We start from the raw sequence: 18741 nt of genomic DNA on the forward strand, positions 1-18741 counted from the left end.
TCTAATCTTCTATTGCATCTTCTGCCCACTGTATTTCTTTCTTCATGTCTATATTCGGATGCTGTTCTTGAAGTTCTTTGATAAAATCTACAAACTCTTTACTTTGCAGATTATATGACACGTCTTCAAAATATCCACTAATAAATTCTATTTCTCCATTACTACATTCATTTAGATATTTTTTAGTATCATCTATGTTTTGACTTAGCTCATTAACTATTACATCCCAATATTCATCCAAATTAGGTGATGCTCCATTTCTAGTAAATGCCTCTATCATATCGATGTTATATTTAATTTTCTTCTTATCAATCATTTAATCACCACCTATCATTCTTTGTTCTCCATCTGGGAATATAGTCATTACTCTTTTCAATTTTGTATTATAACATGTACATACTGTCACATCGTCATAATTAGCAAATTTATAAATAGCAACAACTTCATCATTTACTTTAAATTCTTGAATTATATACTTACTTTTATCCTTTAAATTAGCTACATATTCTCCAGCTTTTTTAATTTTAATTTCAGTCCAATCTTTAGGGAACCACACCTGACCTAATCCTATTTTCTTAGCTGGTTCTTTATGGTTTGGAACATTACCACATCTTACTCCATTTGAATATTCCTTAATTATATTATACTCTATTTTTCTTTTTTCTAACAGTTTAATATTATCTTGTCCGTGTCCACCACTCTTTAATCTTATCTCTCCTGGCTTAACTTTCTTTGGATTTCTAGGATTATTAAAATCACCTTCATTTGAGTGTTTTAATGTGTCTTTAGGCATATTTAACTTTCTATTCTTATTACCTAGTCCATTATCTAAGTCATGTCTTTTATTAAACTCATTATTAATATCCTTTTTAGCTGCTTCATGGTCTTTCTTTGCATCTTCTCTATCTACTATAGGTAATATAGTACATCTACAATTCGAATGTAATGGCAGTGTAGGACAATCCTTTATTCTATATATATTACCATGTTTTACGCCACATACTTTGCAAAGTCTTTCATCTACTGCTGCCCACACTTGTACCTCTTCACATCCACTATTTTTGTAAGCTTTCTTTGCACTCTCATTAAGATAATGCATAGTCTCAGTTCTAACTAACTTATGGCTTATATTAAAGCCTGTATTCATCATGTTACTTAGTTGTATAGCTATCTCTGCAATAGTCTTCCCTTGAGTTAATCCCGTTACTAATATTTCATTTAGATTACTCGCAAGTACCTGTGTATTCTTCCATAACCTTTCTGAAAAGCTACTTCCAAACCATGGTCTATTCATCATTTCTTCCATGACTTTCTTTGGAATCATAGAAAATTGTGTTTGCCCCAATTCAACCATAATGTTAGAGTAAGTATCTTTAAACCCTTCCATCATATTATTTTTACCAAATATTTCAACACTTTCCCCAATACTTCTAATTATATCTTCCATATTCTTTTGTAATCCTGTAAGCCGCTTAAACTTGTGCATATCCGATAGTGTTATACCTTTACCACCATTAATCTTCTCAGTTACCTTATATAACTCCTCAGAAATTTGTAAACTTGCATCTTGATACATTTCTAATAAATCTCTATTCTTTTCCTCTAAGTTATTATAAGTTTGCCATGTTTTATTAGCTATCCTACTCTCCCAGTACTCACTATTCTTCATCTACTCCACCACCTATAGGTATCTTATCTTGGAATGGTAAGCTTGCCTTTGTTTGCTCCTCTAGTGCTTTTTCTTCTACTTCAACATCTTTAACCCATGGGTGGTTAGCAATTATAGTTTTATCACTAATAGTTCCTTTAGATTTACTACAGTTCTCTATTACTTCACTCTCATTAATCTCCATGTCTCTATTGAAAATGATATCTATATCTACATTTTTATATGCTCCTAGATTATTTTCTGAAAGATATATATTTATAAAATAAAGCAAAGACTCAAATCCCATTTTAAACTCTGATTCTAAAGCGTTAGACTTTAAATCTAATCCTGCATACATAAATTTAAGTGCTACCCCACTTGGAGCACTCCCAAACTTATCTAAATCTTTATTAACTGATTGTCCATCCTCAATTAAATCTCTCTTTAACTGCTCATAGTGTTCTCTTAGTGCTGTTATATCCATTGTTGGTGTTAATGTTTCAACTCCACCATCTTCTGGATCATCTATTGGTATTGCTCTATCCTCATTAAGTACTCTCATAAACTCTGTAATATCTTCTCCACCATATCCTTTTAAAATAAAGATAAGGTTCTTTACTTCTTCAACATAGTTAGCAGCTTCACTTCTGCTTAAGTCATATGCATCCACTAAAGATTTTACAAACTTAATATCTGGGAGCTCTATTCTATTATTTTTGAAAGGTATGAAAGGAACTCTCCCCCACGCATACCACATATCACCTTTCTTGTAATGTGCTACTGGCCCATTAGTATCATTATTCATATCATAATCAGCTATCAATAATTTCCCATCTAATCTGTAATAAGAAACTCCATCCTTGCTCCATACTTCAACATTAGTTATAGTCTTCTTCTTATCATATTCCCATACGGTTGTTTCATATACCCTTATCATACTCTCTAACTCTGTATGACTATTATCTCTCCATATAGGGATACATTGTTCAGACGGTATTAACATAGTCTTAAAGTTGCCCTCTTCATCTATATATGCCTGGAGCCATGCTATACCTTTGTTACTTGCTTCATAGCCTAATCCACTAATCTGATATTGAAAATACTTACCTAAAATAGATTTAATCTTTTCAACATAGCTTTTATCATCACAACTCAAGGAATAATCCCTGGATAATAAATAAGCTACCTTTTCATCAACCATATTTTTATATTTACTATGTGCCAGCTTATTATTAGCCTTATAGGTTTCTTCAATTTCTGTCCCTTTAACTTTTCTAGTTATACGTCTCTTAAGTATGTCATTTTCTACTTCATAATATTTCTGTCCTGTTGACATCCAGTTTCTTTTACTTGAATTATTAAAATCATTTATAAGAACTACCACTTTATTATCAGTTAATTTATTATCTTGTAATGCCATAACTCCTGCCTTCACTCCTTTCTTAATCTTATTCCATATATCTTTAATACCCACTTATCTCACCTTCATTTCACACATAACACTATATACTCTACCAATCATGTAATCATAAGTTATATATTTTGATTACATAATTTTGCTCTAGTAAATTCAACGCTTATGATATGGTCAAAATTAATAATCAAAACTTCTTATTAAAATATTGCTAAAATGTTTTCAATCCACTGCCCTTTATGTCTGATACCTCATAATCATCTAATGCATACCATATTGCTGATAAAGTATGCGGATCTATATTAAATTCATCTTCTATAGGTTCTCCAGTTTTAGGATCTATTTTAAAAGTTAACTCTTTTAGTTCTTCCATTGTACTTATACAGCTATCTGAGCATATTATCTTTTTAAACCTCTTAACCTTCTTAGTGTACATAGACCTAGAACCTGCAAACTTTTTACATCCTCTCATTCTAAATCCTTCTTGTTTATAATATTTAATAGCTTTTGGCTCTGCACAATCTGCTTTTATTAGTTCTCTACTATCCTTAAACTCTTCAATATCTTTTGCAATCTCTGGATCTGTTTTATTCTTGCTATAATACTCCCAATATATATAGAGAATCTTTTCATCATGATCTACTGCTAATCTAACTACAGCATTGTAAGAAGTTACAAATCCAAAATCCATACCATTTCTAAGTAATGGATTCTTTATTTCTTTAATTGATTTCATTACCTTTTCTTTAGGTTGTACCTCGAATTGTGGTAATACTAACAATCCATTGATTCCAAACTTTCCTTTTCTTGCTATCCTCCATAAGTCAGGATCATGCTGTTTTAATTCATCTAATGTCTCTATATATTCTTTAGGTACAAAATAGTTATCATCAACAACTGAATGATGATAATATGTTTTTCCTTTTACTATTATCCTTTTCCTGTATAACTCTTCATCATTTAGTATATAAACATCTTTTTTCTTATCTTCAAAGAAGTGTTTATAGCACCAATTACCTTTGCTTACTGGATTAGTTGATAAAATAATATGATTACTTAACTTAGGATGTCTTAATCTCCCTGTAAGTTCCTTAAACCCTGCATACTTAACTTCACTACATTCCTCTATCCAAACAATAGATACTCCATTAAGCGACTTTAACTTAGCTGGTTTATCCATCCCTTTAAATATTATCTTTGAACCATTAGCAAACCTTACTCTCATAGGTGATTCAGTAAACTTAATTACACTTTCATCTAATCCTAATGCTAATGCAACCTCTTCAAGTAATGAGTAACAAGAATCTCTTAAGGTGTCGAATACTTCTCTCACAACTAATGCTGTTCTTTTCTCTTCAAGTAGTTTCTTAATGACCTTTATTGCAACATGATAGCTCTTTGAACTTCCATAACCGCCAACAATAAAATAATACTTTTGATTCCAATCATCTATTAAATCATAGAAGTGATCATTTAATGCAAATGTTGTTACATCTTCTTCTCTAATCATTTTTGCTACTTGCCTTTATGAACTCTATTTTTATAGGGCCCATATTATCTTTATTAGTTAGTTTATCAACTTCTATTTTCAACTTATCAACTCTTAACTTTTGCTCTTCTGTTGCACTATCCCAATTCTTATGAAGTAATTCCTCATATGTCTTAATCATGTTCATTAGAATTTGTATACCTTTTGATTGAGCTATTAAAAACCGCTCTTGTTTATCCCAAGCAAACTGTATTTCATATTCCACCTCTTCGGTTTTCATCTTTTTATCTACATATGATTTATTTTTCTTAACCTCTTTAGTAATATCATTATGGCTCTTAACATGCATTATCTTTTGACTTCTAATAATTGCAGTAAACTGAATCTGTATATTAGTCCACAGTATCTCTAAAGAATCCATACCACTTTCCACAATTTCATCCATTATTTTTGTAGTTACTCTTGGTAAGTACTTAGATAAGAATTTCTTAGATGCAAATCTTTCTTCTGGTATTCTCTCACCATGCTTAAATGCATTAAGGTTTCCGCCTGGAGCTCCACCATTATTCCCAAGTGCATTTTTATTATTCTTGGGTGCACCTCTCCCACTTTTCCTTATTCCTAACTGCTCTTCCCATTTATCTTGGCTTTTCCAAGTTCTTATATTAGCTGCACTTTCACTCAGTTCTTCAGCTATAACCCTTGGCGTTACATTCCCTTTATTTTTTTTATATAATTCAAATGCTTTATCCCTATTAAGATTTCTTTGCCTTGCCATTGTTCCTCCCCCCTTTTTTACAAAATAAAAAAGCCAATGTTAAACACTAGCTTTTCTATTTCTAACTTCTCTCACTAAAGTTGCTTTTGATATTTTTGTCATTTTCTCAACTTGGGTATAACTATAATTTTCTAATAAGCTTACTGCATGATCCATTTGCTCTAAAGTATATTTCTTAGGTCGACCCTCTTTATACCCTGCTTTTGTTCTCGCAATTTCTTTGCCTGCTTGGGTTCTTTCTAATATCGTATTTCTTTCCATTTCTGCAACTGCAAACAATGTTGTTAAAAAAAACTTACCCATTGATGTATTTTCTAATAAGCCAACATTTAAAACATGAACTGACACATCTTTCTTAAATAGTTGTTGGACTATTTCAATTCCCTCAACTGTATTTCTTGCTAACCTATCAAGTTTAGTTACTACTAAAGTGTCCCCCGCTTCTAACTTTTTTACTACCTCATTAAAAATTGGTCTTTCTGTTGTAGTCCCTGTAAATTGTTCTAGAAATAACTCAACATTTGAATACTTATCACTTATTTCTTTCTCTTGAACATCTAGCCCATATCCATCAAGTTGTTTCCGAGTAGATACTCTACAATAACCATAAATTTTACCCATTTTTGCCACATCCTTTTGATTATGTGTTTTGATTACGTTTTATATCCTTATTCTACATGATTCTAAAATCATAGTCAATACATAAAACTTATGATTACGGTATATTTTTGCAAGAAACTATAATTAACATTCATTATTAATATTATTGCTATAATCAGCACTACATAAGAGGTAGCGGAATGTATTTGAGTTGAATGTACTGCATTTTATATAATAATCTTTGATTTCCGCCTCACAACCCCTTAATTCCATATATTTCAATAATTTCGTGTGAAACTTGTACCTTTTATATAATAAAGAAAGACATTGCTTTTTTTGAATCTCTTCTATATATGCTTCAATTTTTTTACCCCCAATGTCTTTTTGATTTAAAAAAAGAACATCTGTAAGCAAAAAATATATTTTAACTATTATCCAATATAATCATCAACTGCTAAAATTGACTCTTCTTCCTCTTCTTCATCAAGGCCTATATAACTCCTCGTTATATCTGGGCTTGAATGACAAAACATTTTTTGAACTAATAATAATCCATAGCTTGCTTCTTTACCTTGCTTTATTGCATTTTTATAAATAATGTAACCATATGTTTTCCGTAATCCGTGGTTACAAATACATATATCTACATCGCATTCTTGAGCGGCTTTATTTATAACTCTACAGGTTTGTTTAGGGTCTATGTGCTTTTTTCTATTAGTAGGTGATGGAAATAAATATTCCCAGTCTTTTTTATCTTTTATATATTCTTCAAGCATAACTTTTAAGTTATCTTTTACAATTGCTTTTCTAGGAACTAGAGTTACCTTGAATCTTTCCTCACAATATTCTTTACCCTTTTTTCTCTTTATATCAGTTCTCTTTTTATTTGTTTTTTTCTGTTCGATAACATTGAAATATCCCTTTAGTAGAGCCTCTCTAGTTTCTCCTACGCTTATTTTTACTAAATCACCAACTCTATATCCAGTTCCTAATGCAACTTGACTATAAACATAAACTACTAAATTATTTTCTTTCAACCAATCTTTTATTTTTTTTAAATCTTTAGGATCTTTAATTGGTTTAGTTTTATTTCCCACCAAATCTCACCTGCCTTATCTTACCCTTGTCCTTTTTCCAGGTTTCATGGTGCATACATTCTCTTAAATCATCTGTTACTTTTTCTTTTACTATCCTTCTAGATCCGCAGTGAGAGCAAGATATATACTTACATTGTCTTATAGTACTTTCTACTTCATTTGTTAGTAATATAGTTTCTTTTCTGCATGTTATACATTTAAAGCTTGTATATATTTTCTCTATTATTCTCACCACCTTTATTCTAAAATAGGGCAAATAAAAGCACCTAGATAATAATCTAAGTGCTTTTATTTGTTCTGGGGACTACTTTTCTTTTGTTCTCATAATACTATTCTATATCTTAAATTACAAATTGTATGTGGCACAAATTGTGGCATGTTTATTTTTAGAATGTACTCTTCTAATATGATCATAGCTATAACCTAGCTCATCTGCTATCTCTCTTAAGTTTTTATCTTGGATTTCTTTCATGTAAATTATTTTTTTATCTAACCCATCTATATTTTTCAATCTATCATTCATTTCCTTTAGATTTTTCTCTTTAGTATCTAAAATACATTTATCTAGAAAAATCATATTATCTGTTCTTTGCAAAACGTCTATGTAATATAGCACACTCTTATTTACCATTTTGCCACTTGGTATGCCGCTATATTCCATACCTTTAACTTCACTTGGCGGTTTAGTCAATATCGCTGTTATCATTTTACTTTCATCTTCTAGTCCTTCTATCCTTAATTTTAACATTTCGATTTCTTCCTTCAGTTCTCTATATACCAACTACACACACACCCTTTATAATCTATATTTAATTTAAATAATTCACTCGACTGCTTAGTAAAATGGAGGAAGCGACTTTTAAAATTTAGTGCTTCAGGGGTGAATTACTAATATTATATCTGTGATTAACTACTCCACCACCTTTTATGTTAAGTAGTTAATACATTCCTCCATTTTGCCAAGGAGCCGAGTTACTTAATCCTTGAATTGCGAACCTAGACAATTTTAATCTGCACTTCATTTAACCTATAATTTTCAGCTAATTCTACATACTCAGGATTAATTTCAAATCCAATAAAATTTCTCTGCAGTTCTAATGATTTTGCTCCAACTGTTCCGCTTCCCATGAATGGATCAAGTGTAATTCCTCCCACTGGACATCCTGCTAATATACAAGGTTCTATTAACTTAGGTGGGAATGTAGCAAAATGTGCTTCACTAAATTTATCTGTGGCCACAGTCCAAACTGACCTTTTATTTCTTAACAATAATTCATTAGGCTTATTCCCATGAGTTTCTCTTTCAACTGCTGCTGAATTATTAAAGCTCTGTCCTTGTGTATATACTCCACCACCTCTGAAGCTTTTAGCATTACCTTTTAATCTTCTTCCTGAGTTTAGGTTTCCTATAACTCCGGCACTTCCCCTTGGAGGATTAGGATCACCGTTAACGCAAGGCTCCTTTATTGCTTCGTTGTCATAATAATAATTTTTACTTTTACTTAACAGAAACATATATTCATGGGATTTAGTTGTTCTGTCTCGTACTGCTTCTGGCATACAACTCGGCTTATTCCATATGTTATCCATTCTTAAATACCAACCATCAGCCTGCAGTGCAAAAGCTACTCGCCAAGGTATTCCCATTAGGTCCTTAACTTTTAATCCTGTTTTCCTAACAAACTTGTTTCTTTCATACCTACCATCATTAGGATTATGGGACTGTTGCTCATTGAAGAGTTCGTTTTTTACATCATGTTTTCTATCTCCACCAGTACCAACAAAACTATCTCCAAAATTAATCCATAACGTGCCATCATCCTTTAATACTCTTTTTACTTCTCTAAAGATAAAAACTATATGAGCGATAAACATTTCAATCGTTGGTTCTAACCCAAGGCACCCTGTCCACTCTGGTAATTCTATTTCGTAAGGTATTCCTGTCATTGGATAATATTTTACTGTTGGCCATACTGTAGGTTTTATTCCGTAATCTCTTAATGCATAATATGGTGGACTTGTTATGCAGCAATTTACTGATTTATTTTTTAATAATCTCAACCCATCTAAACAATTTATGTTGTGTACCTTATTAATTTCTAGCATCTTTCCACCTCCTGGTGCTTCGCATTTTCTACAGATTGCCTACTAAAATGGTAAATCTTCATCGTCATCAATTTGTGTCATGCCTGGCTCTTCATTTTTATTTTTCCATTCCAGAAACATTACTTCATCAGCCACTACCTCCATAACATATCGTCTTCCTCCATCTTTAGATTCATAAGAACGAGTTTCTATTCTACCAGCTACACTTAAAAGCTTACCTTTGCTCATATAATTAGCAGTACTTTCAGCTTGTTTGCCCCATACTACTATAGGTATAAAATCCGCCTCTGGTTGTCCATCTTTTTTATATATTCTGTTAACTGCAATCGTAAATGTTGCAACTGCTGTACCTGTTGTTGGTGTAAATTTAAGCTCTGGGTCTTTAGTTAATCGTCCTATTAAAACTACCTTATTCATACTCATCCACCTTTCATCTTAGCCCTTGACTATATATTTTTAATACCTCTTCCTTGCTACACACTTCTTTAACTGCAGCATGAAGCAAGAATCTATACTCACCATAGTTAAATGCATCCGTCCTATACTTTGTAGCCATCTCCATCCTCGAGCAATAGTCTAATAGTTCTCTACTCTTTTTTAAAAAATCTACTACATCATCACTCATAAATTACCTCATCGCTAAATCACCAAACCGTTGATACTCTCCACGCCAAGCAAGTTTTATTGTCTTAACTTCTCCATTTCTATTTTTCCCTATTATCACTTCTGCAACTCCTGGCTCATTACTCTCTTCGTTGTAGTATTCGTCTCTATAAAGAAACATTACTGCATCTGCATCTTGCTCTATGGAACCTGATTCTCTAAGATCTGATAGCATTGGTCTCCTGTCAGCTCTTTGTTCTGGTGCTCTTGATAACTGTGCTAGTGAAATTACTGTTATGTCTAACTTCTTTGCCATTTTCTTAAGTTCCCTAGATATCTTTGCTATCTCCTGCTCTCTTGAGTAAGTCTTTTCTGTTGATTCTAGCAACTGTAGATAATCTATAATCACAACATCAAGGCCATGTTTCTTTTTTAATGCCCTACATCTTGCTTTTATGTCTGAAAGTGATGTTGAATTATCATCGATGAATAATCCTGCATTAGCTAGTTTTGATGCTCCATGAGTTACCCTTTCAAATTCCTTTGGACTTAACTTACCTGTCTTTATAGTACTTAAAGGTATTAAGCATTTAGCTGCTAGAAGTCTGTCCATCAGCTGACTTTGTGGCATCTCTAGGGAAAATATAGCCACATTACCTTGAGACGCTGCTGCTTGACCAAGATTTAAAGCAAAGGCCGTTTTACCCATTGATGGTCTTGCTGCTATAACAATAAAATCTCCCCTTTGAAGTCCTGATAAAGTACTATCAAGTTGAGTAAACCCTGTACTCTTCCCTATGATCCTACCGCCATTCTTAAATTTATCCTCGATGTTAGTTATTGCAGTTTGAAGTGCATCCCCTATTGAAACAATGTCTCCATCTTTATTTTTATCTGCCACACTATCCAAAGTGTTTTCCATTGATGAAGTTACTTCCCCTAGTGGCTTTTCATAGCTATTCTCTATTAGCTTCATACCTGCTTGTATTAATTTGCGTCTTTCAGATTTTTCTTTAATTATGGTTGCATGACCTACTATGTTTTCCCATCCTCCTGATGAACCGCTTAACTCAGCTATGTAGGTTACTCCTCCACATTTTTCTAAATACCCTCTACCCCTTAACTCCTCAACAATTGTAATTGCATCTATGCTTATACCCTTATTGTTTAAACTCTTCATTGCACCATAGATAATTCCATGTCTCTCCATGTAAAAATCCTTGCAGTTTAATAAATCCTCTACATCGTTGAACTGCTCCCCGTCAGCAACTATTGCTCCAAGAACTGTAGTTTCTGCTTGAATATTTTGTGGCATTACCTTGTCCATTAAAATCCCCCCCATATAACTTCTGGCATAACCTTTTCTTTAATTGGTCCCTCATCAGCTTTAATATGATTTTTACATTTTGCGTTTAAATAACTCTCAAACTTTCCAGCGAATAGCGTGGTAGGTACCAAATACTTTTCCCATTGGGTGCCTGTCCACTCTAGTACCATATTGTCAATAACCACTTTAAAATCTTCTAGAGTAAATCCTTCTGTGCATCTAGCCTTTATTAATTTTATAGTTGCTAGAGTATTAGCTTTAAAATTCTTTTTAGTTTTTGAATTTAAGTAATCAATAACTTTTAACACAAACTCGTCGAGATTTTTTTTCTCGACATTATTATTAAAAGGATATTTAGTAGAAGGATTATTTGTTGTGCCTTCTGAAGCACACCGGTGTTCCTTTTGACGCACACCCGCTGTGCTTTCTGACGCACACCCTTGTGCTTTTTCGTGCACACCATCGTCATTATTTTCATTCTTAATATTAGTTTTAACCTCCGCATTAGAATCCTTGTCACCCACTGTACTTGTTATAAGCTCTAAGTATCTCTCCCCAATTCCAAAATACGAATAAGTACCTTCACTTTTTTTTGTATAATGTGTAAGTACCCCTACATCTCTAAGATTTATAAATCTTTTCATAATTGCTCTCTTTTTAAGTCCTAACATAGGAAGTTCAGACGTCACACTGCCATATGCAACCCAGTAATATACCTTGCCATCAACAACTTCACTTTTCATTACATTTGTATTTTTAAAATCTATAAAATACCTAAGAATGGCTGCGTCTTGAAGATCAAGCCCAAGCTCCATAAGTTTTTCTTGTTGAAAGCCCATTATTGTATGTTTCATGTTATCACCTCTTAACTTTTTTAATTGTTTTACCTCTTTCAAAATGTATTATGTATCCTTACCGCTATTGTTCAACTCCATTAAATACATTATTAATAACATTTAAAGAATCGTCTATATAACTATCTCCAGTATTAGGTGCCTCTATTTGCACCAAATTCTTTTTAATTTTATCAAGGGCAACTATAGCATTTAATGCAACTGTCAAAGCTATAACATCACATGATAAATCTTCATCTTTACTTGTGTCTCTAATACAATTTAAATATGTTATAATGTCGTTTTTATTCAAATTTATCCCTCCAGTTATTTATATATTTATAAATTGATATTAAACAACATCAATATGTAACTTTATAAGTTTTAAAATTACTAGCTCTATACGAGCTAGTAGTTAATGCTTTTTTAGCTAATACTTGTAGTTTCCAAAATATCAATCAACTTATTAATTTCAGCTTTATCTAATTTTCTAACTAATGTGTCGCTTAATACATCTATAAATTTATTTTCTAATTCGGTTATATCCTCTGGCCAAAAAACATTAACTTTCATATCTACACTCCATAAAATTATTATTTATATATAATATTCTCTGTTGTAACTTTCTGTGATTTTCTATTCATAGTTATTATAGGGTAAATTTTTATAATAATTGGTTTAAACCCATATTTACAAAAACTTAACATTATAATTACTTAGCAAATTTCAAAGCCATTATTGCTTCTTCTACATCCTCAAGTTCTTTTAATATACATCTCCAACGGTCCTTCTCATTTTCACTTATAACACCGTCACAAGTTATATCCACTAACTCATCCTTGCACTTTACAAAATCATTTACCTCTTTCAAAAGCCTTAATATCGCTGTTGGTAAATTTTTTAATTCTATATTTGGTAAATATGCTCGTCCTACTTCTTCACTCGTTTTCAAATGCTGATACGCAAGATAACGAGCATCATATATCTCAATCATTTTTATAACAACCTTACCTGGTGGAATTCTCCTACCACCTTCATAGGCTCTAATACTTTCAACTGATATGTCTATTACCTCTGCTGCTCTTTCTTGAGTAAAACCTGTAGACTCACGTGCTATTTGATAAATATTTCTGTATTCTACCGACATTCACATTACCTACCTTTTAAATTAAAATTATATTACATTCAATTTACTTGAAGTTTTATTGTAAAAAAATTTTTATATCTGCTTTATAAAATTTAGCTAATATCTTTGCTTTGTGAATAGTAAGTTCAACCTTACCATTTTCAAGCATTGAATATCCACTCTTGCTCTTATATCCAAGTATCTTAGCTACTTCATCTTGTGTACAACCTTTTTTAATCCTTAATACTTTTAATAATTCATTCATACCAACAATCCTTTCTTCAATATTCTTGAACTTATTAGCCTTATAATACTTCAAGTATATTGAAATGTCAACAAGTTTATGTTGAATTTATTCAAATATTTTGAAGTGTGTTTTAAATCCCTTATTTTTGAAGTACAATATACTTGAACATTTAATTAGATAAATATATGGAGGTGATTTAAAATGGTTACTTTAGCTGATAGAATAAAAGAACTAAGAAAACTTAATAATATGACTCAAACTGATTTAGGTAAATTATTAAGAGTTGGTAATACTACGGTTTCTATGTACGAAAGTGGTAACAGTACACCTAATGATGAAATAAAGTTTAAAATGGCTGAATACTTTAACGTATCATTAGATTATCTCCTAGGAAAAACTAATATAAAAAATTCAGCTGATAGCATATTGAAAGATTTGAAATCTAGCAATCCTCAATCATTAAGCAAAAAAGACTTGAAAAATCATAATGATTTTATGTCTGATGCCAAAGCAATGTTTATGAATGATGAAGTTGCTGATGAGGATAAAGAAAAAATTTTTAAAGATATAAGTGATTTATTTTGGGAATCTAAAAAAATGAATAAAGAAAAATACGGCAGAAAAAAAGATAAGTAGGTGGTCTTTTGAACATACCTCTAAGGGTTAGGAACTTAGTTAAAAAGTATGGTACCAGAGACCCCTTTCTTTTAGCTAGTTATCTTAATCTACGTGTCAAATTTCAAGAATACTCGGATAATACCAAAGGGTATTATATAAATGTTAAGAGAAATAAATTTATAATAATAAACTCAAATCTTAATGAAGAAGAAAGAAGAATTGTTCTGGCACATGAAATTGGACATGCTATCCTTCACTCTTCAAAAGAAGTCCACTTCATTAGAGAAAATACTCTTTTCCCAAAGGGAAAACATGAAAATGAAGCTAATAAGTTTGCAGCAGAGCTGCTTATAGACTTAAATGAAATAGATAAATGTTACATAGAGGAATTAAATATGGAGCAACTTGCTTGTTACATGATGGTTCCTCATGAATTAATAAGATTGAAGTTTCAGAAATGATAATTTAATCTTTAAACATAATATTGGGGATAAACTATATTTCTAGTTTAAATAAATATTAAGGGGATGTATTTTTATGGGGTTTAGATTTAGAAAATCTAAAAATTTTGGGCCATTTAGAGTTAATCTTTCAAAATCAGGTATAGGTTGGAGTGTTGGGGGAAAAGGGTTTAGATACACTAAAAGAGCCGATGGTAAAACTCAAACAACTGCCAGTATTCCTGGCACTGGAATAAGTTATGTTGATGTTAAAGGCTCTAATAAAAAGGTTAATCCTTCATCAACCAGCAATGATAATTTTCCAAACAACAATAATAACCACAATAACAAACCACCATTTTATAAATCTCAATGGTTTTTGTGGGTAATGCTGTTTCTATTCCCACCTGTTGGTCTATGTATGCTATACTTCCACAAAGACTATAGTAAAAAGAAACGTACAATTCTATCTGGAGTTTTTGCAGTATACATGCTGTTATTTTATATACCAGCTATGGCAACACCAAATGAAAGTAATAACCTTGCATCCAAATCATCGACTCAACAAAAACAATTAAATAATGAAAAGACTAAAGATGATGAAGCAGCTAAGCTTGCTACTGAGAAAAAGGCTAAAGAGGACGAACAAACAAAACTTGTTGCTGCACAAAAGGCTAAAGATGAGGAGCAAGCAAAACTTGCTGCTGAGAAAAAAGCTAAAGAGGATGAACAAGCAAAACTTGCTGCTGAACAAAAGGTTAAAGATGAGGAATCTGCAAGGCTTGCTGCTGAACAAAAAGCTAAAGCTGATGCTGATGCAGCCAATAAGCTTGCTACTGAAAATGTAACTAAAGTTTATATAGCAGGTTCTGGTAACGGCACTAAATACCATAATAACTCAAACTGTAGTAACATGACCAGTCCTGTTAAAATAAATTTATCTGATGCACAGAAAAGCTATGGGCCTTGCAAGAAGTGCTATTAGATTAATATATGTCCACTGTAAATTAACATATAACAGATAACTGTTATATGGATCAACTTGCTTGTTACATGATGGTTCCGGCGAACTTATAAGGATTAAATTTAAAACTAACTAAAAATAGGAGGAACTATAGTGGAGCCATATTATATTCTTAAAATTAATAAATTCTCTGAAGCTCATGAAAACTACACAACTTCTCAACAACTAGGTATAGAATCTTTTGATGATGCTCCTGCAGTTTCTTTTACAAAATCTCAAAATTTAACTATTGGAGATTTACATGTAGGCAAGTATGACTTAACTACAGAAAAGAAAACAACTCAACGTGGAAGAGCTTGTGGCAGTCATGAAGTATTTGAATCTTTTATAGCCATAAAAGATAGCACTTTTTACTGTAATTCTTGCGAGAACAACCTAATGTTACATTGCCCTAAAGATACCTTTAATCAATTTTTCAACGCATTTGAAAATAATAAATATTTTAAATTTTCAAAACCCATTGTTAACTTCGAGGATATAATTGATAACCAAAAATCTTTAGGAATACAAGGAATTTGGCTTGGAAAAATAGATGATGTTAATATCTCAACGCTATTATTACTAGGAACTAATGTAGAAGACTCAGATAAATATCGTCAACTAAGAGCTGCTGGTGCAGAAATTAATAATATCACTATAGTATATAACTTCAATGAAGTTCAAAAGAAAGTTATGATTACAAAGGATGGTGGAATTATTCTCTACAAATCTGCAAAAGAAACTGATGCATTATTGCTCGTAAATGACATATATAAAAATTTAATGAGCTAATGTTAAAAAAACATTAGCTCATTTTTAAAATCTTTCATTAAATTTAAATTATCTTTATTAAATATTGAAATTCTATCTTTATATATATTTATAATTGAATTGTATTTACCTTCGTATTTTAATTCAAAACTTTTAATCTTAAACCCCTTATATATCATAGCAACTACTGGATTTGTGATATCTTCAGAATCTGATAAAAATTTAATTTCTAAATTTGATTTGCTAATTACATAACCTTTACCTTGCTCTGCAATTGATTCATTAAGATTCTTGCTTGTATTTTGGAACCTCTTGTAAATTGTTTTATATGGTATATTATTTTCAACTTTAAATAATATTGAATTTTCCTCAACATTATAAGTAATTTCAGATATTCCTAGAGATTCAATTAGTATTGTTGATTTATAAATATAATCTCCAATATCTTCTTTTAATACCTTTTTACTTAGATTTTCAGGAAATCTTTTATAGTATGATTTACTTATAGAACTAAATTCCTTTTGATTGATATATATATCATTTAATACAGTATTTGAAATTACATTAATATTGTTTTTAGCATTTAAAAGTCTTATAATTTTATTAATAATCCTTGGTTTGTTTAATATTACAGATATTGAAATTATTATAATTGGTACTGAAGCCATTATAATTTCAACAATGTCACTACTGAATGTACATTTAATATTAACTATAACAATTAATATAGAAATTACAAGTGGAATAATAACATCTTTATAGACCTTCCAAACTTCCTTCAATGAATGACACCTCCCCAAAATATTAATACGAATATATGTTTATTATAACATACGTATAAAAATGTGAATATAAAAAATAAATATGTTTAAAATTTATATATATATTACAATATGAACCCTTATGCAAAAAATATACTGTTAAAGAGGTAAAATTTATGAAAATAGCAATTTATTCACGTAAATCAAAATATAGCACTACTGGAGACTCTATAGAGAACCAACTCCAAATGTGTAAAGACTTTATTCAAAATAAATATAAAGGTCAAGACCTCCAAATAGATGAATATGAAGATGAAGGTTATTCTGGTGGAAATCTTAATAGACCTCGCTTCCAGGAGTTAATTAATAAAGTATCTGAATATGATGTTCTTATATGCTATAGACTTGATAGAATTTCAAGGAATGTAGCAGATTTTTCAAGTACACTTTCTTTACTTCAAAATAATAACTGTGACTTTGTATCTATCAAGGAACAGTTTGATACATCTAGTCCTATGGGGCGTGCCATGATTTATATAGCAAGTGTATTTGCACAATTAGAGAGAGAAACTATTGCTGAACGTGTAAAGGACAATATGATGGAACTTGCTAAGACTGGTAGATGGCTTGGTGGAACTCCTGCAATAGGGTTTGATGCTGAACCTATAAGTTTCTTAGATGAGGATATGAATGAACGCACTATGTCTAAACTCAAACCTAATTCTGAGGAATTAAAAATAGTAAAGCTTATATATTCTAAGTATCTTGAGCTAGGATCAATGAGTAAGCTTGAAACTTTTTTACTACAAAATAACTATAAAACTAAAAAAGGTAAAGACTTTAAGAAAAGTAGTTTAAGAATAATTCTAAATAATCCTATCTATGTTAAAGCTAACGATAATGTATGTGACTACTTAACTAATGATGATATAAACATATATGGTGAAGTCGATGGCAACCATGGATTATTGACTTACAATAAATTAAAATATACTTCTGGAGCTACTGGTACTAAGACAACTTCAAGAGATAAATCTGAATGGATTGCAGCTGTAGCCAAACATCAAGGAATTATCGAAGCTGATAAATGGCTAGAGGTTCAACATCTTATCAGTAAGAATAAAGAAACATTTCCAAGGCTAGGCAGAAGTCACACAGCCCTTCTTACAAAGGTTTTAAGGTGTGATAAGTGCAAATCTACAATGACTGTTAATCATGGGCACGTTAACCCTGCTACAGGCAAAAAACACTATTACTATAATTGTACTTTAAAGAAATATAGTAAAAATATAAGATGTAATAACAAACCAGCTAAAGTTGCTGAACTGGATGAAGCAATCCTTATCGTTTTAGAAGATCTCTTTAAGAACAAAAAATCTTTGATTGATAATTTAAGAAATAAAAGTAAACTTAAAAAAGATTCATTAAGTCTTTCTAATAGAGAACCAGTGTTAAAAAAATCTATTGAAGATAAGAAAAAGCAAATAGATAACCTAGTTACTAAGTTATCACTTGATGCTGACTTAACTGATATATTAATGTCAAAAATTAAGTCTCTTAAAAATGAGATTAACTTACTTGAAGAAGACCTTATAAAATTATACAATGAATCTAATAAAATTGATGAAGAAGAAGTTAACTTAGACTTTATATCCATGCTTCTAGATAAATGTTCTATAATAAGAACTCTTGATATTGAAGAGCAACAATTTATTATAGAAACGATGATTCCAGAAGTTACATGGAATGGAGATACCGAAGATTTTAATATATATCCACTTGGCTCTGAACAGATTAAATCAGAAGTGAGTAAAAAAAAATAACTTTTTTACTCACTAAGCTTTTCCCTATGTATCACTTTAGTACAATTAGCACCAGCA

General features: G+C 31.1%; 23 protein-coding genes and 1 pseudogene. 5 read left to right on the plus strand and 19 right to left on the minus strand.

The features are described from left to right. Position 1: 1 nt before the first annotated feature. The 18 genes and pseudogenes from RSA29_RS17790 to RSA29_RS17875 form a co-directional block, all read right to left on the minus strand. The gene (locus tag RSA29_RS17790) at positions 2-316 is read right to left on the minus strand and encodes a hypothetical protein (protein ID WP_346943740.1); all 315 of its coding nucleotides are present in this window, start codon (positions 314-316) and stop codon (positions 2-4) included. Beyond that, on the minus strand, positions 317-1669 hold the full coding sequence (locus RSA29_RS17795; RefSeq protein ID WP_346943741.1) for a minor capsid protein: 1353 nt from the start codon (positions 1667-1669) through the stop codon (positions 317-319). Next, the gene (locus tag RSA29_RS17800) at positions 1659-3122 is read right to left on the minus strand and encodes a phage portal protein (protein ID WP_346943742.1); all 1464 of its coding nucleotides are present in this window, start codon (positions 3120-3122) and stop codon (positions 1659-1661) included. The genes RSA29_RS17795 and RSA29_RS17800 overlap by 11 nt, the downstream gene beginning before the upstream one ends. A gap of 151 nt (positions 3123-3273) precedes the next feature. Beyond that, entirely contained in the window at positions 3274-4572 is a 1299-nt protein-coding gene (locus RSA29_RS17805) for a PBSX family phage terminase large subunit (protein ID WP_346943743.1), read from the minus strand. Further along, positions 4565-5329 carry a phage terminase small subunit gene (gene terS, locus RSA29_RS17810; RefSeq protein WP_346943744.1) on the minus strand — a complete coding sequence of 255 codons (765 nt, stop codon included), beginning with the start codon at positions 5327-5329 and terminating at the stop codon, positions 4565-4567. Before terS ends, RSA29_RS17805 begins: the two co-directional genes overlap by 8 nt. 39 nt (positions 5330-5368) lie before the next feature. After that, positions 5369-5950, minus strand: coding sequence for a recombinase family protein (locus RSA29_RS17815; protein ID WP_346943745.1), 582 nt, complete (start codon positions 5948-5950; stop codon positions 5369-5371). Positions 5951-6360: 410 nt separating this feature from the next. Then, positions 6361-7026 carry a tyrosine-type recombinase/integrase gene (locus RSA29_RS17820; protein WP_346943746.1) on the minus strand — a complete coding sequence of 222 codons (666 nt, stop codon included), beginning with the start codon at positions 7024-7026 and terminating at the stop codon, positions 6361-6363. Then, entirely contained in the window at positions 7016-7261 is a 246-nt protein-coding gene (locus RSA29_RS17825) for a hypothetical protein (RefSeq protein ID WP_346943747.1), read from the minus strand. The genes RSA29_RS17820 and RSA29_RS17825 overlap by 11 nt, the downstream gene beginning before the upstream one ends. A gap of 111 nt (positions 7262-7372) precedes the next feature. Then, positions 7373-7774, minus strand: coding sequence for a hypothetical protein (locus RSA29_RS17830; RefSeq protein WP_346944619.1), 402 nt, complete (start codon positions 7772-7774; stop codon positions 7373-7375). A 248-nt stretch (positions 7775-8022) separates the two neighbouring features. Then, positions 8023-9132, minus strand: a complete 1110-nt coding sequence (locus RSA29_RS17835; RefSeq protein ID WP_346943749.1) for a site-specific DNA-methyltransferase — start codon at positions 9130-9132, stop codon at positions 8023-8025. A 96-nt stretch (positions 9133-9228) separates the two neighbouring features. Continuing rightward, positions 9229-9549 (minus strand): annotated as a pseudogene (gene ssb / locus RSA29_RS17840) (single-stranded DNA-binding protein); the annotation flags it as partial. A gap of 13 nt (positions 9550-9562) precedes the next feature. After that, positions 9563-9757 (minus strand): hypothetical protein, encoded by a 195-nt coding sequence (locus RSA29_RS17845; RefSeq protein ID WP_346943750.1) that lies wholly within the window; start codon positions 9755-9757, stop codon positions 9563-9565. Between the two features lie 3 nt (positions 9758-9760). Further along, a complete protein-coding gene (gene dnaB, locus RSA29_RS17850) occupies positions 9761-11062 on the minus strand; it encodes a replicative DNA helicase (protein WP_346943751.1) in 1302 nt (433 codons plus the stop codon). Then, positions 11062-11916: a conserved phage C-terminal domain-containing protein gene (locus tag RSA29_RS17855; protein WP_346943752.1), complete on the minus strand. Its 855-nt coding sequence runs from the start codon at positions 11914-11916 to the stop codon at positions 11062-11064. The genes dnaB and RSA29_RS17855 overlap by 1 nt, the downstream gene beginning before the upstream one ends. Before the next feature lie 64 nt (positions 11917-11980). Continuing rightward, entirely contained in the window at positions 11981-12208 is a 228-nt protein-coding gene (locus tag RSA29_RS17860) for a hypothetical protein (RefSeq protein WP_346943753.1), read from the minus strand. A gap of 113 nt (positions 12209-12321) precedes the next feature. After that, complete coding sequence (locus RSA29_RS17865) at positions 12322-12468, minus strand: hypothetical protein (RefSeq protein ID WP_346943754.1); 147 nt, start codon at positions 12466-12468, stop codon at positions 12322-12324. Positions 12469-12607: 139 nt separating this feature from the next. After that, positions 12608-13042 carry a helix-turn-helix transcriptional regulator gene (locus RSA29_RS17870; protein WP_346943755.1) on the minus strand — a complete coding sequence of 145 codons (435 nt, stop codon included), beginning with the start codon at positions 13040-13042 and terminating at the stop codon, positions 12608-12610. 55 nt (positions 13043-13097) lie between these two features. Further along, entirely contained in the window at positions 13098-13340 is a 243-nt protein-coding gene (locus RSA29_RS17875; protein ID WP_346944620.1) for a helix-turn-helix transcriptional regulator, read from the minus strand. Positions 13341-13469: 129 nt separating this feature from the next. Here RSA29_RS17875 and RSA29_RS17880 point away from each other — a divergent pair, with 129 nt between their 5' ends. From RSA29_RS17880 to RSA29_RS17895, 4 genes are all read left to right on the plus strand, one after another. Next, complete coding sequence (locus tag RSA29_RS17880; protein ID WP_346943757.1) at positions 13470-13904, plus strand: helix-turn-helix transcriptional regulator; 435 nt, start codon at positions 13470-13472, stop codon at positions 13902-13904. An 8-nt stretch (positions 13905-13912) separates the two neighbouring features. Then, complete coding sequence (locus RSA29_RS17885; protein ID WP_346943758.1) at positions 13913-14347, plus strand: ImmA/IrrE family metallo-endopeptidase; 435 nt, start codon at positions 13913-13915, stop codon at positions 14345-14347. A 76-nt stretch (positions 14348-14423) separates the two neighbouring features. After that, positions 14424-15311, plus strand: a complete 888-nt coding sequence (locus RSA29_RS17890; protein WP_346943759.1) for a DUF4236 domain-containing protein — start codon at positions 14424-14426, stop codon at positions 15309-15311. 132 nt (positions 15312-15443) lie between these two features. Beyond that, positions 15444-16121 carry a hypothetical protein gene (locus RSA29_RS17895; protein WP_346943760.1) on the plus strand — a complete coding sequence of 226 codons (678 nt, stop codon included), beginning with the start codon at positions 15444-15446 and terminating at the stop codon, positions 16119-16121. Positions 16122-16123: 2 nt separating this feature from the next. Here RSA29_RS17895 and RSA29_RS17900 read toward each other — a convergent pair whose 3' ends face one another. Next, complete coding sequence (locus tag RSA29_RS17900) at positions 16124-16882, minus strand: hypothetical protein (protein ID WP_346943761.1); 759 nt, start codon at positions 16880-16882, stop codon at positions 16124-16126. 155 nt (positions 16883-17037) lie between these two features. Between RSA29_RS17900 and RSA29_RS17905 the strand changes: the two genes are divergently transcribed. Further along, positions 17038-18684, plus strand: a complete 1647-nt coding sequence (locus RSA29_RS17905) for a recombinase family protein (protein WP_346943762.1) — start codon at positions 17038-17040, stop codon at positions 18682-18684. The last annotated feature ends 57 nt before the right edge of the window (positions 18685-18741 follow it).

The sequence above is a fragment of the Clostridium sp. genome (assembly GCF_036660475.1).
In the GTDB taxonomy this organism is placed as follows: Bacteria; Bacillota; Clostridia; order Clostridiales; family Clostridiaceae; genus Clostridium_J.

Coding starts and splice junctions, on each gene's coding strand:
- terS (WP_346943744.1), bottom strand. CDS start 5,329: ATGGCAAGGCAAAGAAATCTTAATAGGGATAAAGCATTTGAATTATAT.
- RSA29_RS17830 (WP_346944619.1), bottom strand. CDS start 7,774: ATGTTAAAATTAAGGATAGAAGGACTAGAAGATGAAAGTAAAATGATA.
- RSA29_RS17815 (WP_346943745.1), bottom strand. CDS start 5,950: ATGGGTAAAATTTATGGTTATTGTAGAGTATCTACTCGGAAACAACTT.
- RSA29_RS17870 (WP_346943755.1), bottom strand. CDS start 13,042: ATGTCGGTAGAATACAGAAATATTTATCAAATAGCACGTGAGTCTACA.
- RSA29_RS17805 (WP_346943743.1), bottom strand. CDS start 4,572: ATGATTAGAGAAGAAGATGTAACAACATTTGCATTAAATGATCACTTC.
- RSA29_RS17880 (WP_346943757.1), top strand. CDS start 13,470: ATGGTTACTTTAGCTGATAGAATAAAAGAACTAAGAAAACTTAATAAT.
- RSA29_RS17865 (WP_346943754.1), bottom strand. CDS start 12,468: ATGAAAGTTAATGTTTTTTGGCCAGAGGATATAACCGAATTAGAAAAT.
- RSA29_RS17835 (WP_346943749.1), bottom strand. CDS start 9,132: ATGCTAGAAATTAATAAGGTACACAACATAAATTGTTTAGATGGGTTG.
- RSA29_RS17795 (WP_346943741.1), bottom strand. CDS start 1,669: ATGAAGAATAGTGAGTACTGGGAGAGTAGGATAGCTAATAAAACATGG.
- RSA29_RS17845 (WP_346943750.1), bottom strand. CDS start 9,757: ATGAGTGATGATGTAGTAGATTTTTTAAAAAAGAGTAGAGAACTATTA.
- RSA29_RS17790 (WP_346943740.1), bottom strand. CDS start 316: ATGATTGATAAGAAGAAAATTAAATATAACATCGATATGATAGAGGCA.
- RSA29_RS17855 (WP_346943752.1), bottom strand. CDS start 11,916: ATGAAACATACAATAATGGGCTTTCAACAAGAAAAACTTATGGAGCTT.
- RSA29_RS17890 (WP_346943759.1), top strand. CDS start 14,424: ATGGGGTTTAGATTTAGAAAATCTAAAAATTTTGGGCCATTTAGAGTT.
- RSA29_RS17905 (WP_346943762.1), top strand. CDS start 17,038: ATGAAAATAGCAATTTATTCACGTAAATCAAAATATAGCACTACTGGA.
- dnaB (WP_346943751.1), bottom strand. CDS start 11,062: ATGGACAAGGTAATGCCACAAAATATTCAAGCAGAAACTACAGTTCTT.